The organism is Pseudoxanthomonas sp. PXM02, from assembly GCF_014851805.1.
GTDB lineage: Bacteria > Pseudomonadota > Gammaproteobacteria > Xanthomonadales > Xanthomonadaceae > Pseudoxanthomonas_A.
This window is the reverse complement of record NZ_JACVAK010000002.1, coordinates 304,536-328,358: the sequence shown is the minus strand read 5'-3', so window position 1 is coordinate 328,358 and position 23,823 is coordinate 304,536. Positions and strand designations below refer to the sequence as shown.

At 67.7% G+C, this 23,823-nt stretch carries 25 protein-coding genes; 16 read left to right on the top strand and 9 right to left on the bottom strand.

Features of this window, described 5'->3' with window-relative positions; translation table 11 throughout:
- Positions 1-13: 13 nt before the first annotated feature.
- Both IB225_RS10280 and xerD read right to left on the bottom strand, forming a co-directional pair.
- A complete protein-coding gene (locus tag IB225_RS10280; protein ID WP_192311160.1) occupies positions 14-847 on the bottom strand; it encodes a DsbC family protein in 834 nt (277 codons plus the stop codon).
- Between the two features lie 108 nt (positions 848-955).
- Positions 956-1,909, bottom strand: coding sequence for a site-specific tyrosine recombinase XerD (gene xerD, locus IB225_RS10275; protein WP_192311159.1), 954 nt, complete (start codon positions 1,907-1,909; stop codon positions 956-958).
- Between the two features lie 160 nt (positions 1,910-2,069).
- Between xerD and IB225_RS10270 the strand changes: the two genes are divergently transcribed.
- Together IB225_RS10270 and fosX are read left to right on the top strand one after the other, a co-directional pair.
- Entirely contained in the window at positions 2,070-2,543 is a 474-nt protein-coding gene (locus tag IB225_RS10270) for an RDD family protein (protein ID WP_192311158.1), read from the top strand.
- Positions 2,544-2,559: 16 nt separating this feature from the next.
- Complete coding sequence (gene fosX, locus IB225_RS10265) at positions 2,560-2,964, top strand: FosX/FosE/FosI family fosfomycin resistance hydrolase (RefSeq protein ID WP_192311157.1); 405 nt, start codon at positions 2,560-2,562, stop codon at positions 2,962-2,964.
- A 61-nt stretch (positions 2,965-3,025) separates the two neighbouring features.
- On the opposite strand, the gene lptG is transcribed toward fosX, so the two are convergent.
- Positions 3,026-4,129, bottom strand: coding sequence for an LPS export ABC transporter permease LptG (gene lptG / locus IB225_RS10260; protein WP_192311156.1), 1,104 nt, complete (start codon positions 4,127-4,129; stop codon positions 3,026-3,028).
- Complete coding sequence (gene lptF / locus IB225_RS10255; protein WP_192311155.1) at positions 4,126-5,205, bottom strand: LPS export ABC transporter permease LptF; 1,080 nt, start codon at positions 5,203-5,205, stop codon at positions 4,126-4,128. The genes lptG and lptF overlap by 4 nt, the downstream gene beginning before the upstream one ends.
- A gap of 129 nt (positions 5,206-5,334) precedes the next feature.
- Between lptF and IB225_RS10250 the strand changes: the two genes are divergently transcribed.
- The 4 genes from IB225_RS10250 to IB225_RS10235 all read left to right on the top strand — a co-directional run bounded on the left by IB225_RS10250 (position 5,335) and on the right by IB225_RS10235 (position 10,603).
- The gene (locus IB225_RS10250) at positions 5,335-6,810 is read left to right on the top strand and encodes a leucyl aminopeptidase (RefSeq protein WP_192311154.1); all 1,476 of its coding nucleotides are present in this window, start codon (positions 5,335-5,337) and stop codon (positions 6,808-6,810) included.
- A gap of 22 nt (positions 6,811-6,832) precedes the next feature.
- Positions 6,833-7,255, top strand: a complete 423-nt coding sequence (locus IB225_RS10245) for a DNA polymerase III subunit chi (RefSeq protein ID WP_192311153.1) — start codon at positions 6,833-6,835, stop codon at positions 7,253-7,255.
- A 112-nt stretch (positions 7,256-7,367) separates the two neighbouring features.
- Complete coding sequence (locus IB225_RS10240; RefSeq protein WP_192311152.1) at positions 7,368-10,139, top strand: valine--tRNA ligase; 2,772 nt, start codon at positions 7,368-7,370, stop codon at positions 10,137-10,139.
- A gap of 83 nt (positions 10,140-10,222) precedes the next feature.
- On the top strand, positions 10,223-10,603 hold the full coding sequence (locus tag IB225_RS10235; protein ID WP_345776608.1) for an isoprenylcysteine carboxylmethyltransferase family protein: 381 nt from the start codon (positions 10,223-10,225) through the stop codon (positions 10,601-10,603).
- Between the two features lie 28 nt (positions 10,604-10,631).
- Here IB225_RS10235 and rimI read toward each other — a convergent pair whose 3' ends face one another.
- The 3 genes from rimI to pssA are packed head-to-tail and all read right to left on the bottom strand — an operon-like array spanning position 10,632 to position 12,345.
- Positions 10,632-11,087 carry a ribosomal protein S18-alanine N-acetyltransferase gene (gene rimI / locus IB225_RS10230; RefSeq protein WP_225583793.1) on the bottom strand — a complete coding sequence of 152 codons (456 nt, stop codon included), beginning with the start codon at positions 11,085-11,087 and terminating at the stop codon, positions 10,632-10,634.
- 50 nt (positions 11,088-11,137) lie between these two features.
- A complete protein-coding gene (locus tag IB225_RS10225; protein WP_192311862.1) occupies positions 11,138-11,569 on the bottom strand; it encodes an alanine acetyltransferase in 432 nt (143 codons plus the stop codon).
- A complete protein-coding gene (pssA, locus tag IB225_RS10220) occupies positions 11,566-12,345 on the bottom strand; it encodes a CDP-diacylglycerol--serine O-phosphatidyltransferase (protein ID WP_192311149.1) in 780 nt (259 codons plus the stop codon). The genes IB225_RS10225 and pssA overlap by 4 nt, the downstream gene beginning before the upstream one ends.
- A gap of 91 nt (positions 12,346-12,436) precedes the next feature.
- Here pssA and IB225_RS10215 point away from each other — a divergent pair, with 91 nt between their 5' ends.
- The 4 genes from IB225_RS10215 (at position 12,437) to IB225_RS10200 (ending at position 15,395) form a co-directional block, all read left to right on the top strand.
- Positions 12,437-12,832, top strand: a complete 396-nt coding sequence (locus IB225_RS10215) for a DUF4124 domain-containing protein (RefSeq protein WP_192311148.1) — start codon at positions 12,437-12,439, stop codon at positions 12,830-12,832.
- A gap of 9 nt (positions 12,833-12,841) precedes the next feature.
- The gene (locus IB225_RS10210; RefSeq protein WP_192311147.1) at positions 12,842-13,132 is read left to right on the top strand and encodes a DUF4124 domain-containing protein; all 291 of its coding nucleotides are present in this window, start codon (positions 12,842-12,844) and stop codon (positions 13,130-13,132) included.
- Positions 13,133-13,214: 82 nt separating this feature from the next.
- Entirely contained in the window at positions 13,215-14,909 is a 1,695-nt protein-coding gene (locus IB225_RS10205) for a proline--tRNA ligase (RefSeq protein ID WP_192311146.1), read from the top strand.
- 117 nt (positions 14,910-15,026) lie between these two features.
- Complete coding sequence (locus IB225_RS10200) at positions 15,027-15,395, top strand: H-NS histone family protein (RefSeq protein WP_192311145.1); 369 nt, start codon at positions 15,027-15,029, stop codon at positions 15,393-15,395.
- Positions 15,396-15,458: 63 nt separating this feature from the next.
- Here the strand turns inward: IB225_RS10200 and IB225_RS10195 are convergent, their stop codons facing one another.
- Positions 15,459-16,706 carry a threonine/serine exporter family protein gene (locus tag IB225_RS10195; protein WP_192311861.1) on the bottom strand — a complete coding sequence of 416 codons (1,248 nt, stop codon included), beginning with the start codon at positions 16,704-16,706 and terminating at the stop codon, positions 15,459-15,461.
- Positions 16,707-16,809: 103 nt separating this feature from the next.
- On the opposite strand from IB225_RS10195, the gene IB225_RS10190 reads away from it, so the two are divergent.
- Genes IB225_RS10190 through IB225_RS10170 form a run of 5 tightly spaced genes read left to right on the top strand, consistent with a single transcriptional unit; the run spans position 16,810 to position 21,162 of the window.
- Complete coding sequence (locus IB225_RS10190) at positions 16,810-17,682, top strand: DMT family transporter (protein ID WP_192311144.1); 873 nt, start codon at positions 16,810-16,812, stop codon at positions 17,680-17,682.
- Positions 17,679-18,794, top strand: coding sequence for an MlaE family lipid ABC transporter permease subunit (locus tag IB225_RS10185; RefSeq protein ID WP_192311143.1), 1,116 nt, complete (start codon positions 17,679-17,681; stop codon positions 18,792-18,794). The genes IB225_RS10190 and IB225_RS10185 overlap by 4 nt, the downstream gene beginning before the upstream one ends.
- A gap of 2 nt (positions 18,795-18,796) precedes the next feature.
- Positions 18,797-19,606 (top strand): ABC transporter ATP-binding protein, encoded by an 810-nt coding sequence (locus IB225_RS10180; protein ID WP_192311142.1) that lies wholly within the window; start codon positions 18,797-18,799, stop codon positions 19,604-19,606.
- A 3-nt stretch (positions 19,607-19,609) separates the two neighbouring features.
- The gene (locus IB225_RS10175) at positions 19,610-20,536 is read left to right on the top strand and encodes an MlaD family protein (protein ID WP_192311141.1); all 927 of its coding nucleotides are present in this window, start codon (positions 19,610-19,612) and stop codon (positions 20,534-20,536) included.
- Positions 20,533-21,162 carry an ABC-type transport auxiliary lipoprotein family protein gene (locus IB225_RS10170; RefSeq protein WP_192311140.1) on the top strand — a complete coding sequence of 210 codons (630 nt, stop codon included), beginning with the start codon at positions 20,533-20,535 and terminating at the stop codon, positions 21,160-21,162. Before IB225_RS10175 ends, IB225_RS10170 begins: the two co-directional genes overlap by 4 nt.
- A gap of 13 nt (positions 21,163-21,175) precedes the next feature.
- Here the strand turns inward: IB225_RS10170 and IB225_RS10165 are convergent, their stop codons facing one another.
- Positions 21,176-21,799: an alpha-ketoglutarate-dependent dioxygenase AlkB gene (locus IB225_RS10165; protein WP_192311139.1), complete on the bottom strand. Its 624-nt coding sequence runs from the start codon at positions 21,797-21,799 to the stop codon at positions 21,176-21,178.
- 65 nt (positions 21,800-21,864) lie between these two features.
- Between IB225_RS10165 and IB225_RS10160 the strand changes: the two genes are divergently transcribed.
- Positions 21,865-23,493, top strand: coding sequence for an electron transfer flavoprotein-ubiquinone oxidoreductase (locus tag IB225_RS10160; protein WP_225583682.1), 1,629 nt, complete (start codon positions 21,865-21,867; stop codon positions 23,491-23,493).
- Positions 23,494-23,823 lie beyond the last annotated feature (330 nt).

Here is a 23,823-nt window from a genome sequence, read left to right as displayed (position 1 = left end):
GGCTTCGTTCGGATCAGGGGGCGGCGCCGGCGGCGGCGGCCGGGGCCTTTTTCGCCGCCAGCTCGTCCAGTCTGGCCCGCAGGGTGGCTGGGGGCAGATAGCCGCCCAACTGGACGCCCTCGGCCGAGAAGATGGCCGGGGTGCCGCTCACGCCGACTCGCTGGCCGACGTCGTACTCCATCGTCACCGGGTTCTTGCAGTCGCGCGAGGGGATCGACTTGCCGGCCTTGGCGTCCGTCAGGGCGCGCCTGCGGTCCGGGGCACACCAGACCGAGATCATGTCCTTGTGGTCCTGGCTACCCAGGCCCATGCGCGGGAACGCGAGGTACTCCACCGCGATGCCCTGCCGGTTGATCTCGGCAATCTCCTCATGCAGCTTGCGGCAGTAGCCGCATTCGATGTCGGTGAACACGGTGACCGTGTACTTGGCGTTCGGCGGCGCGAACACGATCTTCTCGCTGTGCGGGATCGTGGCGATCAGCTGGGTGCGGTATGCAGCCAGCGCCGCGCTGTTCTGCATGACGTCTTCCTGCTGTTGCAGGTCGATCACCGAACCCTGCACCAGATAGCGGCCATCGTCGCTGACGTACAGCAACTGCCCACCGGCGATTACCTCGCGGAATCCCGGCAGCGGCGCAGCACCCACGTAATCGACCTTGACCCGCGCATTGAGCTGCGCCAGCGCAGAGCGGGCGCGCTCGTCGGGCGTGGCGCCCTGCCCCGGCTTGAGCTGCGCAGCCGGCGCCGGCGCGGCGGCGGCTTCAGCCTTGGCGGGCGGTTGCGGGGCCTGGGCGCAGGCGGTCAGGCTCAGGGCGCCCAGCAGGGCAGCGGTGATCAGGCGGGGCATCAAGGGCATCCGGAATAAGCCGCAGGGCGGCTGGCTGGCAGGAACAGGCAGGGATTCTGGCACAGCGAGGTGGCGAAGCGGCTTAACCCTCCGCCAGCGTGACGTGGTTCACGCCCGCGGATGATGGCGTCCGTGCAGCTGTTTCAGGTGCTCGCGGGCCACCAGCGTGTAGATCTGCGTGGTCGACAACGAGCTATGGCCAAGCAGCAATTGCAGCGCACGCAGGTCGGCGCCACGGTTCAGCAGGTGGGTGGCGAAACTGTGCCGCAACCCGTGCGGACTGATGCGGACCGGGTCGATGCCGGCCGCGGCGGCGTACCGCTTCACCAGCGCCCAGAACTGCTGACGGCTCGGTGGCTCGGCCGTCGCACCGACGAACAGGGCGGGCACGCTGCGCTTGCCGACCAACGCGGGCCGCGACTGCGCCAGGTAGGTTTCCAGCCAGTGCTGCGACTCCTCGCCCAGCGGCACCAGCCGGTCCTTGCTGCCCTTGCCGGTAACCCGCAACACGCCCTGCCGCAAATTGACGGCGGTGGCCGGCAACGTGACCAGTTCGCTGACGCGCAGGCCGGCCGCGTACATCAGTTCCAGCATGGCGCGATCGCGCAGGCCCAGCGGCGTCGCGATGTCGGGCGCGCCGAGCAACGCATCGATCTCGGTTTCGGCCAGCGCCTTGGGCAGCGAGCGCGGCAGGCGCGGGGGATCGAGCAGTGCCGTCGGATCGTCGCCACGCAGGCCACGGCGCAGGCGATGGGCGAAGAACGCGCGCAGGGCCGACAGCAACCGCGCATTGCTGCGCGGCGAATAGCCGGCGCGCGTGCGCCAGGCCAGGTAGTCGAACAGTGCAGCCCGGTCCGCCGCGCCGAGGCCGCCCTCGCGACCGTTCCGCCAGCGTGCGAACCCCTCCAGGTCGCGCCGGTAACTGTCCAGCGACGGCCGCGCGAGGCCGCTCTCGGCCCAGATGGCGTCGAGGAAAGACGCGATGTCAGTGGCATCGGCCTCGGGAACGGGTGGCAGGGCGATCGCCTGCTGGCGGCGGTCGGCGGGCGTGCGGGCAGTCATGCCGCCAGCTTAGGCGATGCACCCGCGGCTTGGGTGCACCGGCTTCTTGTGGGACCGACCTCAGTCGTGAAAGAAGCCGCCGTCGGTTCGGCCATCGCGACCGACGTCGCTCCCACACCACCAAGGGAGGTTGTGCGGGGTTAGCCGGTATCCTGTTGCGATGACGGAACACGCCTCCCCTGCCGAAAAACCCCGCGCTCTGATCGGTTGGCGCCTGCTCGCGCTGCTCTACGACGTGTGGCCGGTGCTGGCGATGTGGCTGGCCGTAGCCATTCCGTTCGTCCTCGTCGACGTGGTGATCAGCGACAACGTCCGCCATAACATCGAACCCTTCAGCCTGATGTGGTGGCTGCTGTGGAGCTGCTGCTGGGGCGTTGCCGGGCTATACGCCACCTTCAGCTGGCTGCGCGGCGGACAGACCCTGGGCATGCGGCCGTGGCGACTGAAGGTGACCAACCCGGACGGCAGTGCACCGACGCTGGCCGCGCTGTGGCGCCGCTATGCGCTGGCGACGTTGTCGATGCTCGCCGCAGGCCTGGGCTTCTGGTGGGCGTGGCTGGACCGCGACCGACTGGCCTTCCACGACCGTTTCAGCGGCACGCGCCTGGTGCGGCTGCCGAAGCGTCCGCGCTGACGCTACGCGGACGGCGATGAAAGGGATCAGCCACCTCACCTTCATCGTCCGCGATCTCGATCGCATGGCCATGTTGCTGTGCGAGGGCCTGGGCGCGCGTGAGGTGTACGACAGCGCACAGCGCAACTTCTCGCTGTCACGCGAGAAATTCTTTCTCCTTGGCGACACCTGGTTGGCGGCCATGCAAGGCGAACCGCCTGCCGAACGTTCGTACCAGCACGTCGCCTTTGCGGTAAGCGAGGCGGACCTGCCCCTTTACCGGGCCAGACTCGAAGCGCTTGGCGTCGAGATCCGTCCGCCGCGCGAGCGCGTGCAGGGCGAAGGCCTGTCGCTGTACTTCTACGATTTCGACAATCACCTGTTCGAGCTGCACACAGGCACGCTGGAGCAGCGTCTTGAACGCTACGGGGAAGGGCGATGAAAGCCTCGATGCTGCCCGGGCACGGCCCGCACCGGGCCACACCCACCCGCTGACCGGTGCGTCAGCGGCTTCTTCGGCGGAACATCAGCCAGGAAATGCCCAGCAGGGCGAACGGCGGGATCGCGTAGGCGATGCGGTAATCCAGCCGGAAGGCACCGGCCAGCCGCACAAACATGGTCTGCAGCACCCAGAAGCCGACGGCGAACACGATACCGAGGAACAGCCGCTTGCCCATGCCACCGCTGCGCAGGCTGCCGAAGGCGAACGGGATGGCGGCCAGGCACAGGGCCAGCACGTTGAGCGGATAGAACCAGCGCGCCCAGTACTGGTCTTCGTAATCGCGCGCGTCCAGGCCATTGCGCTTGCGGTAGTCGATGTTCTGGCTCAATTCGCGACTGGGCATGTTGCGCGCGCGCACCAGGCTCGACGACAGGACCGATGCGTCCAGTTCCGATTCCCAGCGTTCGCCCAGCACCGTCGTCTGCACCGCAGAGCGCTCCTTGAAGGTGGTGCGGCGCACGTTCTTCAGCACCCAATGGCCTTCCAGGTGCTCGGCGATGGCGGCGTGGGCGATCGATGCAAGGCGGCCGTCTTCTGCCAGTTCGTACATGCGCACGTCGCGCAGTTGCAGCGCGACCTTGCCGCCGCCCTGGTCCTTCTCTTCACCGCTCTGCGCGTACAGGAACGTGTTGCCCTCGCGCGCCCACAGACCGGAGTAACGGTCCATGGCGACGTTGCCGGTCCGCGCGCTCATCTTCAGCACGTCGGCCTGGCGCTGGCCCCAGGGGCCCAGCGTCTCGCCGCTGAACACCATCAGCGCGGTCAGGATCGCCAGCGCGGCGGCAACCGAGATACTCAGGCGCAGGCGCGACAAGCCCAGCGCGCGCAGTGCGGTCAGTTCCGAGCTGGCGGCCAGTTGGCCCAGGCCCATCAGCGAGCCGATCACGGCCGCGGTGGGAAACATCGTGTAGGCCCGACGCGGCACGGTGTACAGCACCCACGCGACGGCATGGCCGAAGGTGTAGTTGCCGGTGCCCAGGTCGCCGATCTCGCCGGACAGCGCCATCACCACGTCCAGCCCCACCAGGACCGCCCAGGTGAGCAGCACGGTGACCAGGACCACCTGGCCCACGTAGGTGTCATGCAGGCGCGGCAACAGCCTCATGCGCGCCTCCGCGGCCGCGACAGCCGGCCGTCACGCAGGTAGAACCACAGGCCCGCCGCCAGCAGTGGCAGGGTCAGCCACCACAAACCGGCTACCCCCGGCAGCTTGCCGTCGGCCAGCAACTGGGTGCCGTTGAACATCAGGCTGATGCCGACCAGGTAGGCCAGGAAACCCAGCATCACCCGCCCGTAGCGGGTCTGGCGCGGAGAACTGCGCGACAGCGGCAGGGTCAGCAGGGCGAACGCCAGGGCCAGCAAGGGCGGCGTCAAACGCGCATGGACCTGCGCATTCGCGTCCGGACGCGGGTCGGACAGCAACTGCGGCGTCGGCAGCAATTCGGGGTCGTCCTTGTCCAGGGTGTCGGCGCGGTCGGGCAGCGCGACTTCGTTGGACTTGTAGCGGATCAGGCGGTAATCCAGGCCGGCGCCATCGGGACCTTCGACGCGGAAACCGTCGTCCAGTCGCAGGTAGCGGTTGCGCTCGCCCTCGAAGAACATCTGCCCGGATTTGGCCGTCACCACGTCGATGCGGCCTTCATTGGCGCGATGCATGAACACCTTGCTCAGGCCGGTGCCATCCGGCGACAGCGCACTCACATAGACCACCGCACCGCTGGAAAGCACGGTGAACTTGCCGGCATCCAGCCCGGACACCACCAGGCTGCGGTTGGCGTGTTCCAGCATGTTCTGCGCGGTGCGCAGCGCCCACGGGCCCAGCCACAGCGAGCACAGGCCCACCACGATCACCACCGGCACCACCAGCATCATCAGCGGGCGCATCAGCCGGCGCGGCCCGATGCCCGCCGCGGTCAGGACCGCCATTTCCGAGTCCCGGTACAGGCGCGAGAACGCCAGCAGCAGGCCCAGCATCAGCGCCAGCGGGATGATGTAGGGCATGTAGTTGAGGAACTGCAGGCCCAGCTGGGACAGCAGCAGGCGGGCCGGCACCTTGCCGTCGGCCACGTCGCCCAGCAGGTCCGCCATCACGCCGCCCACGCTGACCATCAGCAGGACGATCAGGGTGGCCAGGAAGCTCTGGGTGAATTCCCGGAAGAGGTAGCGGTCCAGCTTCGGCATCAGGAGGGCTTGATTTACAATCTCGGGCTTGTGCGCCGCGCCTGCGGCGGCGGTCTCTGCGGTCCGGGATGGCGTCAGCCACCTTCATCCGGCCTGCGATTGTACGTAACTGAACCGGGAATCTGATCAATGACGCTGGAATTCACCCTGAACCACGAAGCCCCCGCCCAGGCCAGCGTCGACTGCGTCGTGGTAGGCGCCTACGCCGACAAGAGCCTGACCGCGGCCGGCCAGGCCGTGGATGCAGCCAGTGGCGGCAAGCTGTCCGCACTGATCCAGCGCGGCGACATCGGCGGCAAGACCGGCAAGACCACCCTGCTGCACGACCTGCCCGGCGTGACCGCGCCGCGCGTGCTGGTCGTGGGCCTGGGCGAGACCGCCAAGTTCGGCGTGGCCCAGTACCTGAAGGCCGTGGGCGACGCCGCACGCACGCTCAAGCTCGGCCCAGTCCGCAGCACGCTGTTCACCCTGTCCGAGGTCGCGGTCAAGGACCGCGACGCGGCATGGAAGATCCGCCAGGCCGTGATCGCCGCCGATCATGCCTGCTACCGCTACACGGCCACGCTGGGCAAGAAGAAGAACGACGACCCGGGCCTGACCCAGTTCGCCATCAGCGGTGACGACGACCAGGCGTTGGCGCAGGGCATCGCGATCGCCGCCGGCGTGCAGGTCACCCGCGAGCTGGGCAACCTGCCGCCGAACATCTGCAACCCGGCCTATCTGGTCGAGGAAGCACAGAAGTACGCCGCTGAAAACGGCGCCGAAGCCGAGATCCTCGACGAGGCGCAGATGGAAGCGCTGGGCATGGGCTCGCTGTTGGCCGTCGCCCGCGGTTCGGCCAACCGCCCGCACCTGATCGTGCTGAAGTGGAATGGCGCGAGCGATGCCGAGGCCAAGCCGTACGTGCTGGTCGGCAAGGGCATCACCTTCGACACCGGCGGCGTGAACCTGAAGACGCAGGGCGGTGTCGAGGAAATGAAGTACGACATGCTGGGCGCCGGCAGCGTCATCGGCACCTTCGTGGCGGCCGTGAAGATGAAGCTGCCGCTGAACCTGGTGGTGATCGTGCCGGCGGTGGAAAACGCCATCGACGGCAATGCCTATCGTCCGTCCGACGTGATCACCAGCATGTCCGGCAAGACGATCGAGGTGGGCAACACCGACGCCGAGGGTCGCCTGATCCTGTGCGACGCGCTGACCTACGCCGAGCGCTTCAAGCCGGCCGCGCTGGTCGACGTGGCGACGCTGACCGGCGCCTGCATCGTCGCGCTCGGCCGCTACGCCAGCGGCCTGATGAGCAAGCACGACGACCTCAGCAACGAACTGCTGGGCGCGGGCGAAACCGTGTTCGACCGCGCATGGCGCCTGCCGCTGTGGGACGAGTACCAGACGCAGCTGGAATCCAGCTTCGCCGACGTCTACAACATCGGCGGTCGCTGGGCCGGTGCGATCACGGCGGGCTGCTTCCTGGCCCGCTTCACCGAGGGCCAGCGCTGGGCGCACCTCGACATCGCCGGCGTCGCCAACGACGAAGGCAAGCGCGGCATGGCCACCGGTCGCCCGGTCGGCCTGCTGAGCCAGTGGCTGCTGGACCGCGTCGCCTGACCGGCGACGCGTGCCCGACGCCATGGCCCGAGCCGATTTCTACCTGATCGCCAAGCCGCGCTTCCTCGAAGAACCGCTCAAGCTGGTCTGCGAGCTGGCGCGCAAGGCGTACGACAGCAACCAGTGGACGCTGGTGCTGGCGCGCGATGCCGCGCAGGCGGAGGAACTGGACGAGCTGCTGTGGGAGTTCGATCCGGACGCCTACATCCCGCACCAGATCGCCGGCGACGAAGAGGACGAGCTGACGCCCGTGCTGATCGCCACGCCGGATATCGATGTGCCGGCGCGCGCGCTGGTGATCAACCTGCGCGACGACGCCTTCACCGGCGCCTGCGAACGCGTGCTGGAGGTCGTGCCGGCGGATCCGTCCGCACGCGAGCCGCTGCGCGAGCGCTGGAAGCAGTACAAGGCGCGCGGCTTCGAAGTGAACAAGCACGACATGTAGTGAATCGTCATTCCCGCGAAGGCGGGAACCCAGCGACGTTCAGCACTGCAGCACCTCAATCAATGGCACTCCAAGACACTGGATTCCCGCCTTCGCGGGAACGACGAACAAGATGACCGACCTCGCCTCCAGCTACGACCCGAAATCCTTCGAATCCCGCCTGTACGCGCAGTGGGAAGCCGCCGGCTACTTCACGCCCAGCGGCACGGGCCAGCCCTACACCGTGCTGCTGCCGCCACCGAACGTCACCGGCACGCTGCACATGGGCCACGCGTTCCAGCACACGCTGATGGACGCGCTGGTGCGTTATCACCGCATGCGTGGCTACGACACGCTGTGGCAGATGGGCACCGACCACGCCGGCATCGCCACCGAGATGGTGGTAAGCCGCAACCTGGCGCAGGAAGGCAAGGGCGAGACGCGTGATTCGCTGGGCCGTGACGGCTTCATCGCCAAGGTGTGGGAGTGGAAGGCGCAGTCCGGCGATACCATCGAACGGCAGATGCGCCGCATGGGCACGTCCGGCGACTGGTCGCGCAGCACCTTCACGATGGACGACGACGCGTCGAAGGCCGTCATCGAGGCCTTCGTGCGCTGGCACCAGCAGGGTCTGATCTACCGCGGCCAGCGCCTGGTCAACTGGGACCCGGTGCTGAAGACCGCGATCTCCGACCTGGAGGTGGAGAACGTCGAGGAAGACGGCTTCCTGTGGTCGATCGAGTATCCGCTCGCCGATGGCAGCGGAACGCTGGTCGTCGCGACGACGCGTCCGGAAACCATGCTCGGCGACACCGCCGTGATGGTGCACCCGGAGGACGAGCGCTACGCGCACCTGATCGGCAAGACGGTGAAGCTGCCGCTGACCGATCGCGAGATCCCGGTGATCGCCGACGACTACGTCGACCGCGAGTTCGGCACCGGCGTGGTCAAGGTGACGCCCGCGCACGACTTCAACGACTACCAGGTGGGCCTGCGCCACGACCTGCCGCTGATCAACCTGCTGACGCCCACCGCGGCGATCAACGAGAACGCGCCGGAGAAGTACCAGGGCCTGGACCGCTACGAAGCGCGCAAGGTCGTGCTGGCCGATCTCGAGGACCTCGGCCTGCTGGTCGAGACCAAGCCGCACAAGTTGCAGGTGCCGCGCGGCGACCGTACCAACCAGGTGATCGAGCCCTACCTGACCGACCAGTGGTTCGTGAAGATGGATGCGCTGGCCAAGCGCGCCTTGGAGTTGGTCGAGTCGGGCGAAGTGAAGTTCGTCCCGCCGAACTGGATCAACACCTACCGCCACTGGATGGAAAACATCCAGGACTGGTGCATCAGCCGCCAGCTCTGGTGGGGCCACCGCATCCCGGCGTGGTTCGATGCCGACGGCACCTGCTACGTCGGCCGCGACGAAGCCGAAGCGCGCGCCAACGCCGGCCTGTCCGCCGATGTCGCGCTGACGCAGGACAGCGACGTGCTGGAAACCTGGTTCTCCTCGCAGCTGTGGCCGTTCAGCACGATGGGCTGGCCGAACGAGGCGGCGATGGCCGCGCGCGGCTTCGACCGCTATCTGCCGTCGTCGGTGCTGGTCACCGGCTTCGACATCATCTTCTTCTGGGTGGCGCGCATGGTGATGGCCACCGACAGTTTCGTCGGCAAGGTGCCGTTCCGCGACGTCTACATGACCGGCCTGATCCGCGACAAGGACGGCCAGAAGATGTCCAAGTCGAAGGGCAACGTGCTGGACCCGCTCGACATCATCGACGGCATCTCGCTGGAAGACCTGGTGGCCAAGCGCACCGGCGGCCTGATGCAGCCGAAGATGGCCGAGAAGATCGAGAAAGCCACGCGCAAGGAATTCCCCGACGGCATCGTGCCGCACGGTGCCGACGCACTGCGCTTCACCATCGCCGCGCTGGCGACGCACGGCCGCGACATCAAGTTCGACATGGGCCGCGCCGAGGGCTACAAGAACTTCTGCAACAAGCTGTGGAACGCCACCCGCTTCGTGCTGATGAACACCGATGGCTTCACCGCCACGGGTGCGCCGCAGCCGAAGACCGATGCCGAGAAGTGGATCCTGTCGCGCCTGGCCAAGGTCACCACCGAGGCCGGCACGCAGTTCGCGAGCTACCGCTTCGACCTGCTGTCGCAGGCGCTGTACGAGTTCGCCTGGAACGAGTTCTGCGACTGGTTCGTCGAACTGGCCAAGCCCGCGCTCAACGGCGACGACAAGGAAGCCGCCGACAGCACGCGTCATACCCTGCTGTACGTGCTGGAGTCGCTGCTGCGCCTGCTGCACCCGTTGACCCCGTTCGTCACCGAGGAGCTGTGGCAGCAGGTCGCGCCGAAGCTGAGTATCGACGGCGGCACGGTCTCGCTGCGGCCCTACCCGGTCGCCGACGACTTCGCCGGCCAGGACTATGCGCAGGCCGATGCCGATGTGGAGTGGCTGAAGACGATGGTGTCCACGCTGCGTCGCGTGCGCAGCGAGCTCAACGTCTCGCCGGGCAAGACGATCCGCCTGCTGCTGCAGGACGGCCACGACAACGACCGCGCCCGCATCGCGCGCTTCGCGCCGTCGCTGTCGTTTCTGCTGAAGCTGGACGACATCGCGTGGCTGGACGCAGGCGCCGATGCGCCCGCTTCCGCGGCCGCCGTGGTCGGCGAGCTCAAGCTGCTGGTGCCGCTGGAAGGCCTGGTCGACCTGGATGCCGAACGCGCGCGCCTGGACAAGGAGATCGCGCGCGTGGCCGGTGAGAAGGACAAGAGCGAAGCCAAGCTGGCCAAGTTCACCGACAAGGTGCCGCCGGCGGTGGTCGAACAGGAGCGCCAGCGCCTGGTGGACTGGAGCAACCAGCTCGCCGCCCTGCACGGCCAGCGCGCGAAGCTCTGAATCGACTGGAAACCCGCGTCCCACCCCCGGTAGTGATGGTGCTGTGTGGTGCCGTCGCCTGGGGGCTGGTGCAGCCGTGGCCCGTGGCATCGATTGCCCTGCCGCCAGCCCTGCGAACGGCGCTGGTCGTGGTTTCGGTCGTGGCCGGCTTGCTGCTCAACCTGCTGCCGAAGCTCGTCTTTGGTCGCGCTGGCACTACGGTGAATCCGCTACGTCCGACATCGTCGCGCGCACTGGTGACGACGGGCTTGCATGGCTTTTCGCGCAACCCGATGTACCTCGGGCACGCGCTATTGCTGCTCGCATGGGCATGCTGGCTGCAACATCCGGCGGCCCTCGTCGGCATGGCGACCTACATCGCGTATGTCACGCGATACCAGATCGTGCCGGAAGAGCGTGCGCTTTTCGCGCGGTTCGGATCGACCTATGCGGCGTACCAAGCGCGCGTACGGCGTTGGCTTTGAAGACCGTGATGGCGGGCTTGAGCCCGCCCTACAACGGCGGCATCGTGGTGATGTCGTCGGCGACCAGTTCGATCGCCATCACCAGCGCGTCCTCGCGACCGTCCTTCGCCGGGTAGTAGCGCGGACGGCGGCCGATCTCGTTGAAGCCTTCACTGTGGTACAGCAGGATCGCGCCCGGATTCGACGGGCGCACTTCCAGGAACACGCGCTGCACGCGGTGGTCGCGCGCGATCTTCACCAGCGCGCGCAGCAGATGACGGCCCAGCCCACGCCCCTGCCGCTCGGGCGCGATGCAGATATTCAGTACATGCGCCTCGTCGGCGGCGATGCTCAGCAGGCCATAGCCGATCACCAGTCCGTGCTCGGTCATCACCCACGACGGGTAACCGGCTTTCAGGCAGTCCTTGAAGATGCCGCGCGTCCACGGGAATGGATAGGCGCGCTGTTCGATGGCCATTACGGCGTCGAGGTCGCCCTCGCGCATCGGCCGCAGGCTGGTTGAGGATGCCGGCGACGCTTCGACACCCAGTGCGCTCACGACGGCGCGCCTCGACGCAGCCGCCGCAGGGTGGGCCACAACGCGCGCTTGGCGGCGGCGTTGCCGCGCAGCTCGGCCGAACTGGGCCATTGCGCGAACAGGTCGGCGGCCCCGGGCGCATTGGGATTGCAGCCCGACGCGCGGATCAGCGCGAAATGCAGGCGGTCCGGCAGCTTCGCGCCTCCGCTCCTCGGGGCGGACGGCTGCCGCACAGGCGTCGGCGCGTCGATCGCGTCGCGGCTAGGCGGACGTGCACGCGGCGTGGCGACGACCGGCTCAGGCGTCTCGGCGCGCGCGGCCGGCGCTTCCGCCACTGCGGGGGCGCCGCTCTCGGTCGGCCAGTCGGCCGGCAGGTACACGGGGTGGCCGAGCGCGCGCAGCCAGCCCTGTTGCTCGGCCGACCACAGACGGTCCGCCGCCAGCGTCATGCGGCCGCGTCCTTCTGCCGGCGCGCGCGCTGCCACAGCCAATATCCCGGTCCCGACAGCGCGTACACCACGCCCACGGCGAACAGCGTACGCGGCAGGTCGATGAAGAGGATCGCCAGCGCCAGCGGCACCAGCGCCAGCACCACGAACGGAATGCGGTCCGCCTTCGCGCCGCCTTCGCCCGTGCCCTTGAAGCTCCAGAAGCGGATGCGGCTGACCATCAGCAATGCGGCAACCAGCGTCACCGCCAGCGCCACATAGCGCAGTTCCTCGCCGGTCCAGCCGAGCTCGCCATCGGCGAACGCCCACACGAAGGACATCATCAGCCCTGCCGCCGCCGGACTGGCCAGGCCGACGAACCAGCGCTTGTCCACCGTGCCCACCTGGGTGTTGAAGCGGGCCAGGCGCAGCGCCGCGCACGCGGCGTACAGGAATGCCACCACCCAGCCGACCCGTCCCATCACGCCGCCGTCGAACTTCAGCGCCGACAGCGACCAGTGGTACATCACCAGCGACGGGGCCAGGCCGAAGCTCACCAGGTCCGCCAGCGAGTCGTACTGCACGCCGAACTCGCTGCTGGTACCGGTGAGCCGCGCCACGCGGCCGTCGATGCCATCCATCAGGCCCGCCACGAACACCGCGATGGCGGCGTTGACGAACTGGCCGTTGGCCGCCGCGATGATCGCGAAGAACCCCGCGAACAGGCCGGCCGTGGTGAAGAGGTTGGGCAACAGGTAGATCCCGCGAGAGCGCGGGGGCGGCTTGATTTCGTTCATGGGTCGCAGTTTAGCCCAGCGGTCCGCCGGCCGGCTTGCCTGCGCGCCCCGGGGGTGCTGCAATCGGGGCTCCCGCGATCCGGAGCTTCCCATGCGCCTCCTGTCCTGCCTGTCCGTGCTGGCGCTCTGCCTGGCGACCGCCTCCACCGTCCAGGCCCAGCAGGTCTACCAGTGGAAGGACAAGAACGGCGTCACCCACTATTCCGACAGCCCGCCGCCCAACCAGACCGTACAGAACCGCCGCATCAACCAGTACGGCGCCCCTGCCGCGGACGCGACCCAGCCGGCTGGCAAGCCGGTCGAGAATGCGCAGTGCACAAGCGCCCGGGCCAACCTGCAGATCCTCGGTGCCACCAAGGGTCCCATCCAGCAGGACACCGACGGCGATGGCAAGCCGGACACCGTCCTGGACGACACCGGCCGCGAGAACCAGCGCAACCTGGCCGAAGCCGCAGTGAAGGCGTACTGCACCTCCGCCGGCAGCTGATCGCCCGCGATGCGCGCCTGGCTGGCGATTGCCACAGGGATCGCGCTGGGCGTGGGTGCAGCCTGGTGGCTGGCCCGCGAATCGCCTGACGCCACCACACAAAAGCAGGCACGTGCCGACCAGGCCGCCGCCGCTCAGGCGCGCGACGCGCGCCCCTCGCTCTATCGTTGGCGTGACGACGCCGGCGTCCTGCAGATCACCGAGCAGCCCCCGAAGGACCGCCGCTACGAGCGCATCGACCGCGATGCACCACCCGGTATCCGCGTGAGCGGTGATGCCGCGGCGACCGACGCCGATTGACCCGCCGATCGACCCCCCGCCGCCCCGCGTGCGGCCAAGGCTGGCAAAATAGGCGATTCGTCCCTCCCGGATCCCCCTGCCGATGCGCCTGTCGCAGTTCCACCTCCGTACCACCAAGGAAACCCCCGCCGACGCCGAACTGGTCAGTCACCAGCTGATGCTGCGCGCCGGCATGATCCGCAAGCTGGCCGCCGGCCTGTACACCTGGTCGCCGCTGGGCCTGCGCGTGCTGCGCAAGGTGGAAACGGTGGTGCGCGAGGAAATGGACAACGCCGGTGCGATCGAAATGATCATGCCGACCATCCAGCCGCGCGAGCTGTGGGACGAAACCGGCCGCTGGGAAAAGTTCGGTGGCCAGTTGCTGAAGATCACCGACCGCAAGGAACAGCAGTTCTGCTACAGCCCCACCGCCGAAGAAGCCGTCACCGACTTCGCGCGCCAGGAGCTCTCCAGCTACAAGCAGTTGCCGGTCAATTTCTACCAGATCCAGACCAAGTTCCGCGACGAGATCCGCCCGCGCTTCGGCGTGATGCGCGCGCGCGAGTTCGTGATGAAGGACGCCTACTCCTTCCACATCACTGACGAGGATCTGGGTCGCGAGTACCGCAACATGCATGCGGCGTACACGCGCATCTTCACGCGCCTGGGCCTCGACTTCCGTGCCGTGCAGGCCGACAGCGGCGCCATCGGCGGCGATGCTTCGCAGGAGTTCCATGTGCTGGCCGATTCCGGTGAGGACTCCATCGCCTTCTCCACCGGCTCGGACTACGCCGCCAACGTCGAGAAGGCGCAGGCCGCCGAGCCCGGCCCGCGCGGCGCGGCCACCGAGGCGATGAACAAGGTCGCCACGCCCACGCAGAAGACCTGCGAGGACGTCGCCGCCCTACTCAGCATCCCGCTGCAGCGCACGGTGAAGTCGATCGCCGTGATGACCGACGGAGGTTTCGTGCTGGCGCTCGTGCGCGGCGATCACGCGGTCAACGAGATCAAGCTGCGCAAGGTCGCCGGCATGGCCGACTACCGTCTGGCGACGGAAGCGGAAATCCTCGCCCACCTCGGCAGTGAGCCGGGCTTCCTGGGCCCCATCGGCGCGAAGCAGGCGATCCGCGTGATTGCCGACCGTGACGTGGCGGCGATGGCGGACTTCGTCGTCGGCGCCAACGAACCGGGCTTCCACATCGCCGGCGTCAACTGGGGCCGCGACCTGCCCGAAGCCGAGACGGTGGCCGACCTCCGCAACGTGGTGGAAGGCGACAAGGCGGCCGACGGCGGCGAGATCCGCCTGGTGCGCGGCATCGAAGTCGGCCACGTGTTCCAGCTCGGCCGCAAGTACAGCGAAGCCATGAAGTTCACCGTGCTGGACGAGACCGGCAAGGCCTCCGCACCGGCGATGGGCTGCTACGGCATCGGCGTGTCGCGCATCGTCGCCGCGGCGATCGAGCAGAGCCACGACGCCAACGGCATCATCTGGCCCGTGCCGATGGCACCCTGGGCGGTGGCGGTGTGCATGATCAACCCGAAGAACGATGCCGCGGTGACGGCCGCCGCCGAACAGCTGCTCGCGGACCTGCAGGCCATCGGCATCGAAGCCGTACTCGATGATCGCGGCCTGCGTCCGGGCGCGATGTTCGCCGACATCGAGCTGATCGGTATCCCGCACCGCGTGGTGGTGTCGGAACGCGGCCTGGCGGCGGGCACGTTCGAATATCGCGCGCGCCGCGCCGAGGAAGCCGAGAACGTCGATCGCGATACGCTGCTGTCGCGACTGCAGGGCTGATTCAGCAACGAGCGCCGCGGGTCCGGTATCGCGGCACGGTTTGTGCCGCGATTAACTCGTCGATTAAGATGATTATTCGGCCAAGGACGGACTTTCCCTTCCTGACTGGAGATATAGATGTCGATCGACCTGCGTAATCTGTCCGCCAAGGAACTTGGCGCCCTGATCGCCAAGGCCAAGGAACAGCAGAGCAAGCTGGCCAAGCGCACCCCCATTGCCACGGTCCGCGGCAAGATCACCAAGTTCGCCAAGGCCGAGGGCTACACGCTGGAAGAACTCTTCGGCACCCCGGGCGCGCGTCCTGCCAAGGCGGCGGCGAAGCCGGGTCCGCGCGCGGGCAAGAAGCTGGGCAAGGTCGCGCCGAAATACCGCAATCCGGCCAATCCCAAGGAAACCTGGACCGGTCGCGGCAAGCACCCGCGCTGGATGGCCGCCCTCGTCGCGAAGGGCAAGAAGGCCGAAGATTTCCTGATCAAGAAAAAGTAAGTCCCGCGCGACGCGCATGGAAAGAAACGGGAGGCCGACGCCTCCCGTTTTCTTTTGCATCGCTCAGAGATTCTTGCGCGAGGAGATCAGCAGGTTGCCGAACAGCAGGCCGGCGACCAGCGCCATCACCACGTTGGTGACCGCGAGCAGCGCGGACTGACCGACGCCGACATCCTGCTGCTGCACCAGCGTCAGCAGCCCGCGCAGGCTGGTGCTGCCGGGCACCAGCATCAGGATGCCGGGCACACGGATCAATGCGCCGGGACGGTTGGCCCAGCGCGCAAATGCATTGCCCGCGGCGGTCAGCGTCAGCGCCGACAGGAAGATGCCTACCGGACTGCCCCACGCCTGTCCGACGTAGCGCGAGATGCTGTAGCCGGCGATGGCCGCCGCCATCACCCAGAAGTAGTCGCGGCGATGCGCCTTGAACAGCACGGCGAAGGCGTAGGCCGCCACGATCATCGCGCTCCACTCCACCCACTCAGGCTGCGGCCGCGAGGCACGCACGTCAGGGTACAAGCCGAGCAGCTGCGCCAGCGTCACCGCGATCATGCTGCCCACCGTCAACTTGAGCACCGTGGCCAGCGCACCGGCGAAACGCGCGACGCCGGACACCAGGTGCTGGCTGGTGAGTTCGTTCACCGCATTGGTCAGCGCCATGCCCGGCAGCAACACGATCAGCGACGCGATGATCACCGTGTTGAGGTTCAACGGCGCGATGAAGTTCGCCACCAGGATCGCCACGAAGCCGGCGACCAGTGCTGAGATCGCATCGCTGGCTTCCTTCATCTTGGGCCGGCGCGCGATCAGTTCACCCAGCACGCCGATGATCACGCCGATCAGGCCCGCCGTGGCCATGTCCAGCCACGGCAACCGCCACAGGCCGGCCACTGCGGCGGCGGCCAGTCCCGACGCGAAGATCTGCATCGCGCGCCAGCGCACGCTCGGCGTGCGGTCCAGCGCGCGCAGCGCGGTGTGGCCCTGCGCGATGCTCATCTGCCCGGCCGACACGGCATCGGCGATGCGGTCGGCTTCGCTGAGTTTGTGCAGGTCGGTCTCGCCCGGCGCCAGCCGGATCACGCGCGTACTGTCGCTGGCGCCCAGCGGTCGCGCGGGATCGCTGAAGCTCAGGATCAGTCCGGTCGGGTTCGACCACGGTTCGCAGTCCAGCCCCAGGCGCTGGGACAGGCCCACCACCGTGCCCTCGAGCCGCTGCGCGGTGGTGCCGTAGCTGTGCAGGCGCCCGGCGATTTCGCAGACGAAGGCGATGCGCTGGGCATAGGTGGCGGTGGTCAGCATGTCGTCGGCCATCGGCACAGTATCGCCGATGCTGGCGCACGGTGGCTTCATGCCGGCCCGCTTACACTGTGCGTGGACGACGTAGGCAGGGGGCGCGGTGGGGATCGGCGAAGCCATGGCACTGGGCAGCGCGGCCGCGTGGGCGGTCGGCGTCATCCTGGCGCGCCAGCTCGGCGCGCACCTGCCTCCCCTTACGCTCAACCTGCTGAAGAACGGGCTGGTGCTGGTCGTGCTGGCGCCCATCGCGTTGCTGCTCCATGCCGGTGATTGGCCGGTGCTGCCGGCGCGTGACGTCGCCATCGTCCTGGCCAGCGGCGTCATCGGCATCGCGCTGGCGGACACGCTGTACTTCCGTGCGCTCAACGAGCTCGGTGCCGGGCGCATGGGCATCATCGGCAATCTGTACAGCCCGCTGGTGCTGCTGCTTGGCTTCGTCTTCCTCGACGAGCGCCTTGGCGGCGCGCAATGGTTGGGCTTCGCGCTGGTGGCGATGGGCGTGTTGCTGGTCAGCCGCCCGCCCGGCGAGTGGCGGACGCATCCGCAACACACGGCGCGCGGCGTGCTGCTGGGCCTGCTGGCGATCGCGCTGATGGCGGTGGCCATCGTGATGGTGAAACGCACGCTGGAAACGCAGCCGCTGCTGTGGGTGACGCTGCTGCGCCTGCTGGGCGCCGTCGCCGGCCTGCTGCTGGTAGCCGCGCTGCCCGCCATGCGCCGGCGCATGCAGTTCGTCGCCGCCGACGTGCCGTGGCACCGGCTGCTGCTGGCGGCGATCATCGGCCAGGGCCTGTCGATGGTGCTGTGGCTGGGCGGCTACAAGTACACCAGCGCATCGGTGGCGGCAATCCTCAACGAATGCGCCTCGGTGTTCCTGGTGGTGCTGGCCGCGCTCTGGTTGCGTGAACCGCTGGGGCGCCGCGCCTTCGTCGGCGTGCTGCTCACGTTCAGCGGTATAGCCTGTATGCTCCTTGGCCGAGCGACGCCATGACCCCCACCCTTGCCCGCCCGCAGTACGAAACCGATCCAGGCGACCCGCAGCGGGCGCGCCTGGCGGGCGACTGGACGCTTGCCAGCGCGCTGATCGTGGCGGAACAGCTGAAGTCGCTGCCCGACGCCATCAACCGGCTCGACGCGACCGCGATCAACCGCATCGATTCGGCGGGCGTGCTGCAACTGCTGCGCTTTGCCAAGCGTCGCGGCATGGATCCGTCGGACATCGAATTCCGCCACGACCACCAGGCACTGGTCAGCACCATCGAGGACGTCGCCGACGATCGCCCGCCGCGCAAGCGCGACTACGGCGTGCTCGCCGCACTGTCGCGCCTCGGCTACCGCGTGCACGAGAACGGACGCGAGATCGTCGCCCTGCTCAGCTTCACCGGCGAGAACCTGGTGAAGCTGGTGCGCATGGTGAAGGAGCCGCGCCGCTTCCGCCCCACCGCCACCGTGGCGCACATGGAAGCCGTCGGGCTGGACGCGGTGCCACTGGTGATCCTGCTGTCGTACATGGTGGGCGCGGTGATCGCCTTCCTCGGCTCCACCGTGCTCCGCGACTTCGGCGCGGAGATCTACGTGGTGGAACTGGTCAGCATCGCCTTCCTGCGCGAGTTCGCGGTGCTGATGACCGCCATCGTGCTGGCCGGTCGCACCGCGTCGGCATTCACCGCGCAGATTGGCGCGATGAAGAGTCGCGAGGAGATCGATGCGATCCGCACGCTCGGCCTGGACCCGATCGACCTGCTGGTGATCCCGCGCCTGATCGCGCTGCTGGTGATGCTGCCGCTGCTGACCTTCATCTCGATGATGGCCGGCCTGGCGGGCGGCGTCACTGTCGGCGCCTTCGACCTGGGCATTCCGCCGCAGATGTACATCGCGCGCATGCACGACACCATCGAGGTGAGCCACTTCCTGGTGGGCATGTCGAAGGCCCCGGTGTTCGCGCTGGTGATCGGCCTGATCGGCTGCCTGGAAGGCCTTCAGGTGGAAGGCACGGCGCAATCCGTCGGCGAACGCACGACCTCCAGCGTGGTGCAGACCATCTCGCTGGTCATCATCCTCGACGCGCTGGCCGCGTTGTGGTTCATGCACATGGACTGGTGAGCATGGCCGACGACACTCCCATCATCCAGGTGCGCGGGCTGGTCAACCGCTTCGGCGAGCAGACCGTGCACGAGGACCTCGACCTGGACGTGCGCCGTGGCGAGATCATCGGCGTCGTGGGCGGCTCCGGCACCGGCAAGTCGGTGCTGATGCGGTCGATCCTGGGCCTGCGCCAGCCGAACGAAGGCACGATCACCGTGCTGGGCGAGGATGCCCGTTCCGAGGATCCCACCGCGCGCCAGCACATCGAACGCAACACCGGCGTGCTGTTCCAGGATGGCGCGCTGTTCTCGTCGCTGACGGTGGGCGAGAACGTGCAGGTGCCGTTGAAGGAACATCACCCCGAGCTGCCTGACAGCTGGCGCTACGAACTCGCGCTGCTGAAGGTCAAGTTGGCCGGCCTGCCCGCCGATGCGCTCAACAAGCTGCCGTCGCAGCTGTCCGGCGGCATGCGCAAGCGCGCGGGCCTGGCGCGTGCGCTGGCGCTTGACCCGCCGCTGCTGTTCCTCGACGAACCCACCGCCGGTCTCGACCCGATCGGCGCAGCGGCATTCGACCGGTTGATCAAGACGCTGCAGGAAGCACTGGGACTGACGGTGTTCCTGATCACCCACGACCTCGACACGCTGTACGCGATCTGCGACCGCGTCGCGGTGCTGGCCGACCAGCGGGTGATCACGGTGGCGCCGCTGCACGAGGTCGAACGCTTCGACCATCCCTGGGTGCAGGAATACTTCCACGGTCCCCGCGCGCGCGCCGCGCGCGACGGACAGCAGGCCTCCGGGCCCCTCTCTTCGCAAACGGCGGTCTGACCCATGGAAACACGCGCCAACTACGTGCTCATCGGGGCCTTCACCCTCATCATCGCCGCGGCGCTGCTGCTGTTCGGCCTGTGGGCGGCGAAGTATTCCTCCGAGCGCACCTGGCAGGAGTACCAGGTGGTGTTCCGCGAGGCGGTGACCGGCCTGTCGGTCGGCAGCCCGGTGCAGTACAACGGCATCGCGGTCGGCTCCATCACCAAGCTCTCGCTCGCGCCCAACGATCCGCGCCAGGTGATCGCGCGCATCCGCGTGGAATCCTTCACGCCGATCAAGACCGATACGCGCGCCAAGCTGGCGATCACCAGCCTGACCGGCCCGACCATCATCCAGCTCAGCGGCGGCACCCCGCAGGCGCCGACGCTGACCAGCGTGGACCGTCGCGATGCCCCGGTGATCCAGACCGCACCGTCGGCGTTGCAGAACATCACCGACACCGCCAACCGCATCGTCGAGCGGCTGGACCAGGTGCTCAGCGACAAGAACGTCGCCAGCATCACCGCCACGCTGGAGAACCTGGAGTCGATGAGCAGTTCGCTGGCCAGCCGCGAGGACGGCCTGGAGTCGCTGATCACCAGCGCGCGTGACGCCGCTCAGAACCTGGACAAGACGCTCACCACCACCAACGGCACCATCGAGCGACTGGACCAGAACCTGGTGCGCGAGCTGCCCGGCATCCTCGACAAACTCGACAAGACGCTGGCCAAGCTGGATTCCGCGGCCGGCAATGCCGACGCGATCCTGGGCGAGAATCGCGCGGCCATCAGCAGCTTCGCCAACGACGGGCTGGGCCAGCTGGGTCCCACACTGACCGAACTGCGTGGCCTGGTGCGCGACCTGCGCCGCGTCAGCGACCGTCTTGAAGGCAATCCCGCGCGCTACCTGCTCGGCCGCGACGCACCCAAGGAGTTCGACCCGAAATGAAGCCGCTGCGCCTCTCCTTCGCCCTCCCCTTCGTCCTTGCGCTCGCCGGCTGCTCGATCCTCGGCAGCGAGCAGCGCGACCCGGTCACCATCTACGCGCCCGATGTGCGGGTGGCCGCGCGCGCCGATTGGCCCACCGTCCCCTGGACGCTGGTGATCGCCAAGCCGACCGCCGCGCGCGTGATCGACAGTCCGCGCATCTCGGTGCGACCGATCCCCGGCGAACTGCAGGTCTATCGCGGCGTGTCGTGGGCGCAACCGGCCACCGACGTCCTGCAGGACGCCGTGCAGCGCACGCTGGAAGACTCGGGACGGATTCCCGCGGTAGCCAGCGCGGATGCCGGCATCCTGGGCGACTACAAGCTGGTGATGGACCTGCGTCGCTTCGAGGCCGACTACGCCGGCAACGCAGTGCCCTCCGCCGTCGTTGAAGTGAACGCCAAGCTCGTCAACAACCGTGACCAGCGCGTCGTTGCCTCGCGTACGTTCCTGCAGCAGAAGCCCGCAACCGGCGTCGAGGTCGCGCAGGTGGCGCCTGCCTTCGAGCAGGCACTGGAAGCCGCGACGGCCGACATCGTCGGCTGGGTGCTGGTGTCCGGCAACGGCGACCCGAAGGCCGCGCGCTGATGCGCGGCGCGCGTCAGCGACGGCGCGCCGGGTCGATCCAGCGGAACGTCAGGTTGATGCGCGGCGCCACCGGCCTGGCCGTACGCGGCAACGCGTGCCGGTAGCATCGCTGGGTCTCCCCCGCCATCACCAGCAGGCTGCCATGCGGCAGCTCGATCGCGGACCGCAGTGCGGGATCCTGCCGATGCTTGAGCAGGAAGCGGCGCACGCCACCCAGGCTGATCGAGGCAATCACCGGACGCGGCCCCAGTTCGGGTTCGTCATCGCTATGCCACCCCATCGCGTCGTTGCCATCGCGATACAGGTTCGCGAGCACGCTGTTGAAGGGCGTGCCCAGTTCTTCCTGCAGTCGCTGCCGCACGTCGGCCAACGCGCCGGTCCAGGCATGCGGGATGAAATCGGCGCCGGAATACCGGTAGACCGCATCCGCATCGCCGATCCACGCACTCAATCTCGGCGAATCGACGTAACGACCGAAGATCCTGATGCGATGCACGCTCCACGGCAGCGTCTGCTGCAGCTGTTCGAACAACGCATCCGCCTTCGTCGACGACAGCCATGCCGGCCGATAGACCAGCTGCGCGCCGGGCAACGCGGCAGCGGGTCCATTCCCCGAAAGCGGCAACGGTATGGTCATGCCCACGATGCTCGCGGATTTGCCCCGCCTCACGCAAACCCCGAAAATACCGGGAGCCTAACGCCATGCTGGAGCCAAGCCCGATGTCCGATGTCGAACGCGATGTGATGGAGTACGACGTCGTCACCGTCGGCGCGGGGCCGTCGGGTCTGGCGTTTGCCATCCGGCTCAAGCAGCTCAATCCCGAGATCTCCGTCTGCGTGATCGAGAAGGCCAGCACCATCGGTGCACACATCCTGTCCGGCGCGGTGATCGAGCCGCAGCCGCTCGATGCGCTGCTGCCCGGATGGCGCGACAGCCCGCCGCCGGTCTGCGTGCCCGCGAAGGACGATGAGTTCTGGTTCTTCAGCAAGGACGGCGGCCACAAATTCCCGATGGTGCCGCCGGGCATGCGCAACCATGGCAACTTCATCGTGTCGCTCGGCGCGATGTGCGCGTGGCTCGCACCGCAGGCCGAAGCACTGGGCGTGGAAATCTATCCGGGCTTCGCTGCATCCGAAACGCTGCACGACGACGATGGCAAGGTGATCGGCGTGCGCATCGGCGACATGGGCATCGCGAAGGACGGCAGCCACAAGTCCGGCTACACGCAGGGCATCGATATCCGCGCCAAGGTCACCGTGCTGGCCGAGGGCGCGCGCGGCCACCTGACCAAGCGACTGGTGAAGCGCTTCGCACTGGACAAGGACAGCGACCCGCAAGCGTATTCGATCGGCATCAAGGAGCTGTGGCAGGTACCGGAAGGCCGCGTGACGCCCGGCAAGATCGTGCACACGCTCGGCTGGCCGGCCAGCAACGATATCTACGGCGGCAGCTTCCTGTATCACCTGGAGAACAACCAGATCGCGCTGGGCTACGTCAGCGGCCTGGATTACAAGGATCCGGAGTACAAGCCGTGGGAAGCCTTCCAGCAATGGAAGAACCACCCACTGATCAAGCCGGTTCTGGAGGGCGGCAGCATCCTGTCCGCCGGCGCGCGTGCCATCGTCACCGGCGGCTGGCAGTCGCTGCCGAAGGTCGAGATGCCCGGCGCGCTGCTGATCGGCGACACCGCCGGCCTGCTCAACGTGCCGAAGATCAAGGGCACGCACCAGGCGATCCGCAGCGGCATGCTGGCGGCGGAGCATTTGATCGCATCGCAACTTGCGCCTGAAGGCTTCGACGCGAAGCTGCGCGCCTCCGATGCCATGGCCGAACTGAAGTCCGTGCGCAACATCAAGCCCGGCTTCAAGAAGGGGCTGTGGTTCGGCATGGCCAATGCGGCATGGGAAACGGTCACCGGCGGCCTCTCGCCGTGGACGCTGAAGGTCAAGCCCGACTGGTCATCGCTCGACAAGGTCGGCGAACACGAAGAACCCAAGCGCGACTACGTGGACCGCACGCTCGCTCCGCGTGACCGCCTGCAGGGCGTCTACTTCGCCGCCACCGAGCACGACGAAGACCAGCCCGTGCACCTGCGCGTGCACGACACCTCGGTCTGTGTCAGCCGCTGTGCCGCCGAGTACGACAACCCCTGCACGCGCTTCTGCCCGGCGGGGGTATACGAGATCGTCGACGACGGCACTGGCAAGCGCCTGCAGATCAACGCCGCCAACTGCGTGCACTGCAAGACCTGCGACATCAAGGACCCGTACCAGATCATCGACTGGGTGACGCCGGAAGGCGGATCGGGCCCCAACTACCAGAATCTTTGAAGCGCTCGTTGCGGGTCAGGCTCCCTGCATAACGCAGGAATCTGCTAGCCGGCGGCGGGTTAGCCGGCAGTATTCGGCACTGCCAGTACGGGCGATGGATGCGCTATCCCGTTCGGGTCAGGCCACACCTGCATCCCGCACCCGCCACATCTACCCCAGCAGACGCCGTTGCGCAGACGCAGAGCGGATTTGCGCTCGGCAGTGCTCGGCATCACTGACCACTTCGGTTTCCGTAGTGCATCAGATCCGGCCAGATCCAGCGATCGCAGATTTTCCGCGCGCTCGAAGCACACTTGTCTCGCGTAATGATGTGGAGCGTGACCAAAAAAG

Bases quoted from the DNA above. Each gene is read 5' to 3' on its own strand.
- IB225_RS10280 (WP_192311160.1), bottom strand. From the start codon at position 847: ATGCCCCGCCTGATCACCGCTGCCCTGCTGGGCGCCCTGAGCCTGACC.
- xerD (WP_192311159.1), bottom strand. From the start codon at position 1,909: ATGACTGCCCGCACGCCCGCCGACCGCCGCCAGCAGGCGATCGCCCTG.
- IB225_RS10270 (WP_192311158.1), top strand. From the start codon at position 2,070: ATGACGGAACACGCCTCCCCTGCCGAAAAACCCCGCGCTCTGATCGGT.
- fosX (WP_192311157.1), top strand. From the start codon at position 2,560: ATGAAAGGGATCAGCCACCTCACCTTCATCGTCCGCGATCTCGATCGC.
- lptG (WP_192311156.1), bottom strand. From the start codon at position 4,129: ATGAGGCTGTTGCCGCGCCTGCATGACACCTACGTGGGCCAGGTGGTC.
- lptF (WP_192311155.1), bottom strand. From the start codon at position 5,205: ATGCCGAAGCTGGACCGCTACCTCTTCCGGGAATTCACCCAGAGCTTC.
- IB225_RS10250 (WP_192311154.1), top strand. From the start codon at position 5,335: ATGACGCTGGAATTCACCCTGAACCACGAAGCCCCCGCCCAGGCCAGC.
- IB225_RS10245 (WP_192311153.1), top strand. From the start codon at position 6,833: ATGGCCCGAGCCGATTTCTACCTGATCGCCAAGCCGCGCTTCCTCGAA.
- IB225_RS10240 (WP_192311152.1), top strand. From the start codon at position 7,368: ATGACCGACCTCGCCTCCAGCTACGACCCGAAATCCTTCGAATCCCGC.
- rimI (WP_225583793.1), bottom strand. From the start codon at position 11,087: ATGCGCGAGGGCGACCTCGACGCCGTAATGGCCATCGAACAGCGCGCC.
- IB225_RS10225 (WP_192311862.1), bottom strand. From the start codon at position 11,569: ATGACGCTGGCGGCGGACCGTCTGTGGTCGGCCGAGCAACAGGGCTGG.
- pssA (WP_192311149.1), bottom strand. From the start codon at position 12,345: ATGAACGAAATCAAGCCGCCCCCGCGCTCTCGCGGGATCTACCTGTTG.
- IB225_RS10215 (WP_192311148.1), top strand. From the start codon at position 12,437: ATGCGCCTCCTGTCCTGCCTGTCCGTGCTGGCGCTCTGCCTGGCGACC.
- IB225_RS10210 (WP_192311147.1), top strand. From the start codon at position 12,842: ATGCGCGCCTGGCTGGCGATTGCCACAGGGATCGCGCTGGGCGTGGGT.
- IB225_RS10205 (WP_192311146.1), top strand. From the start codon at position 13,215: ATGCGCCTGTCGCAGTTCCACCTCCGTACCACCAAGGAAACCCCCGCC.
- IB225_RS10200 (WP_192311145.1), top strand. From the start codon at position 15,027: ATGTCGATCGACCTGCGTAATCTGTCCGCCAAGGAACTTGGCGCCCTG.
- IB225_RS10195 (WP_192311861.1), bottom strand. From the start codon at position 16,706: ATGGCCGACGACATGCTGACCACCGCCACCTATGCCCAGCGCATCGCC.
- IB225_RS10190 (WP_192311144.1), top strand. From the start codon at position 16,810: ATGGCACTGGGCAGCGCGGCCGCGTGGGCGGTCGGCGTCATCCTGGCG.
- IB225_RS10185 (WP_192311143.1), top strand. From the start codon at position 17,679: ATGACCCCCACCCTTGCCCGCCCGCAGTACGAAACCGATCCAGGCGAC.
- IB225_RS10180 (WP_192311142.1), top strand. From the start codon at position 18,797: ATGGCCGACGACACTCCCATCATCCAGGTGCGCGGGCTGGTCAACCGC.
- IB225_RS10175 (WP_192311141.1), top strand. From the start codon at position 19,610: ATGGAAACACGCGCCAACTACGTGCTCATCGGGGCCTTCACCCTCATC.
- IB225_RS10170 (WP_192311140.1), top strand. From the start codon at position 20,533: ATGAAGCCGCTGCGCCTCTCCTTCGCCCTCCCCTTCGTCCTTGCGCTC.
- IB225_RS10165 (WP_192311139.1), bottom strand. From the start codon at position 21,799: ATGACCATACCGTTGCCGCTTTCGGGGAATGGACCCGCTGCCGCGTTG.
- IB225_RS10160 (WP_225583682.1), top strand. From the start codon at position 21,865: ATGCTGGAGCCAAGCCCGATGTCCGATGTCGAACGCGATGTGATGGAG.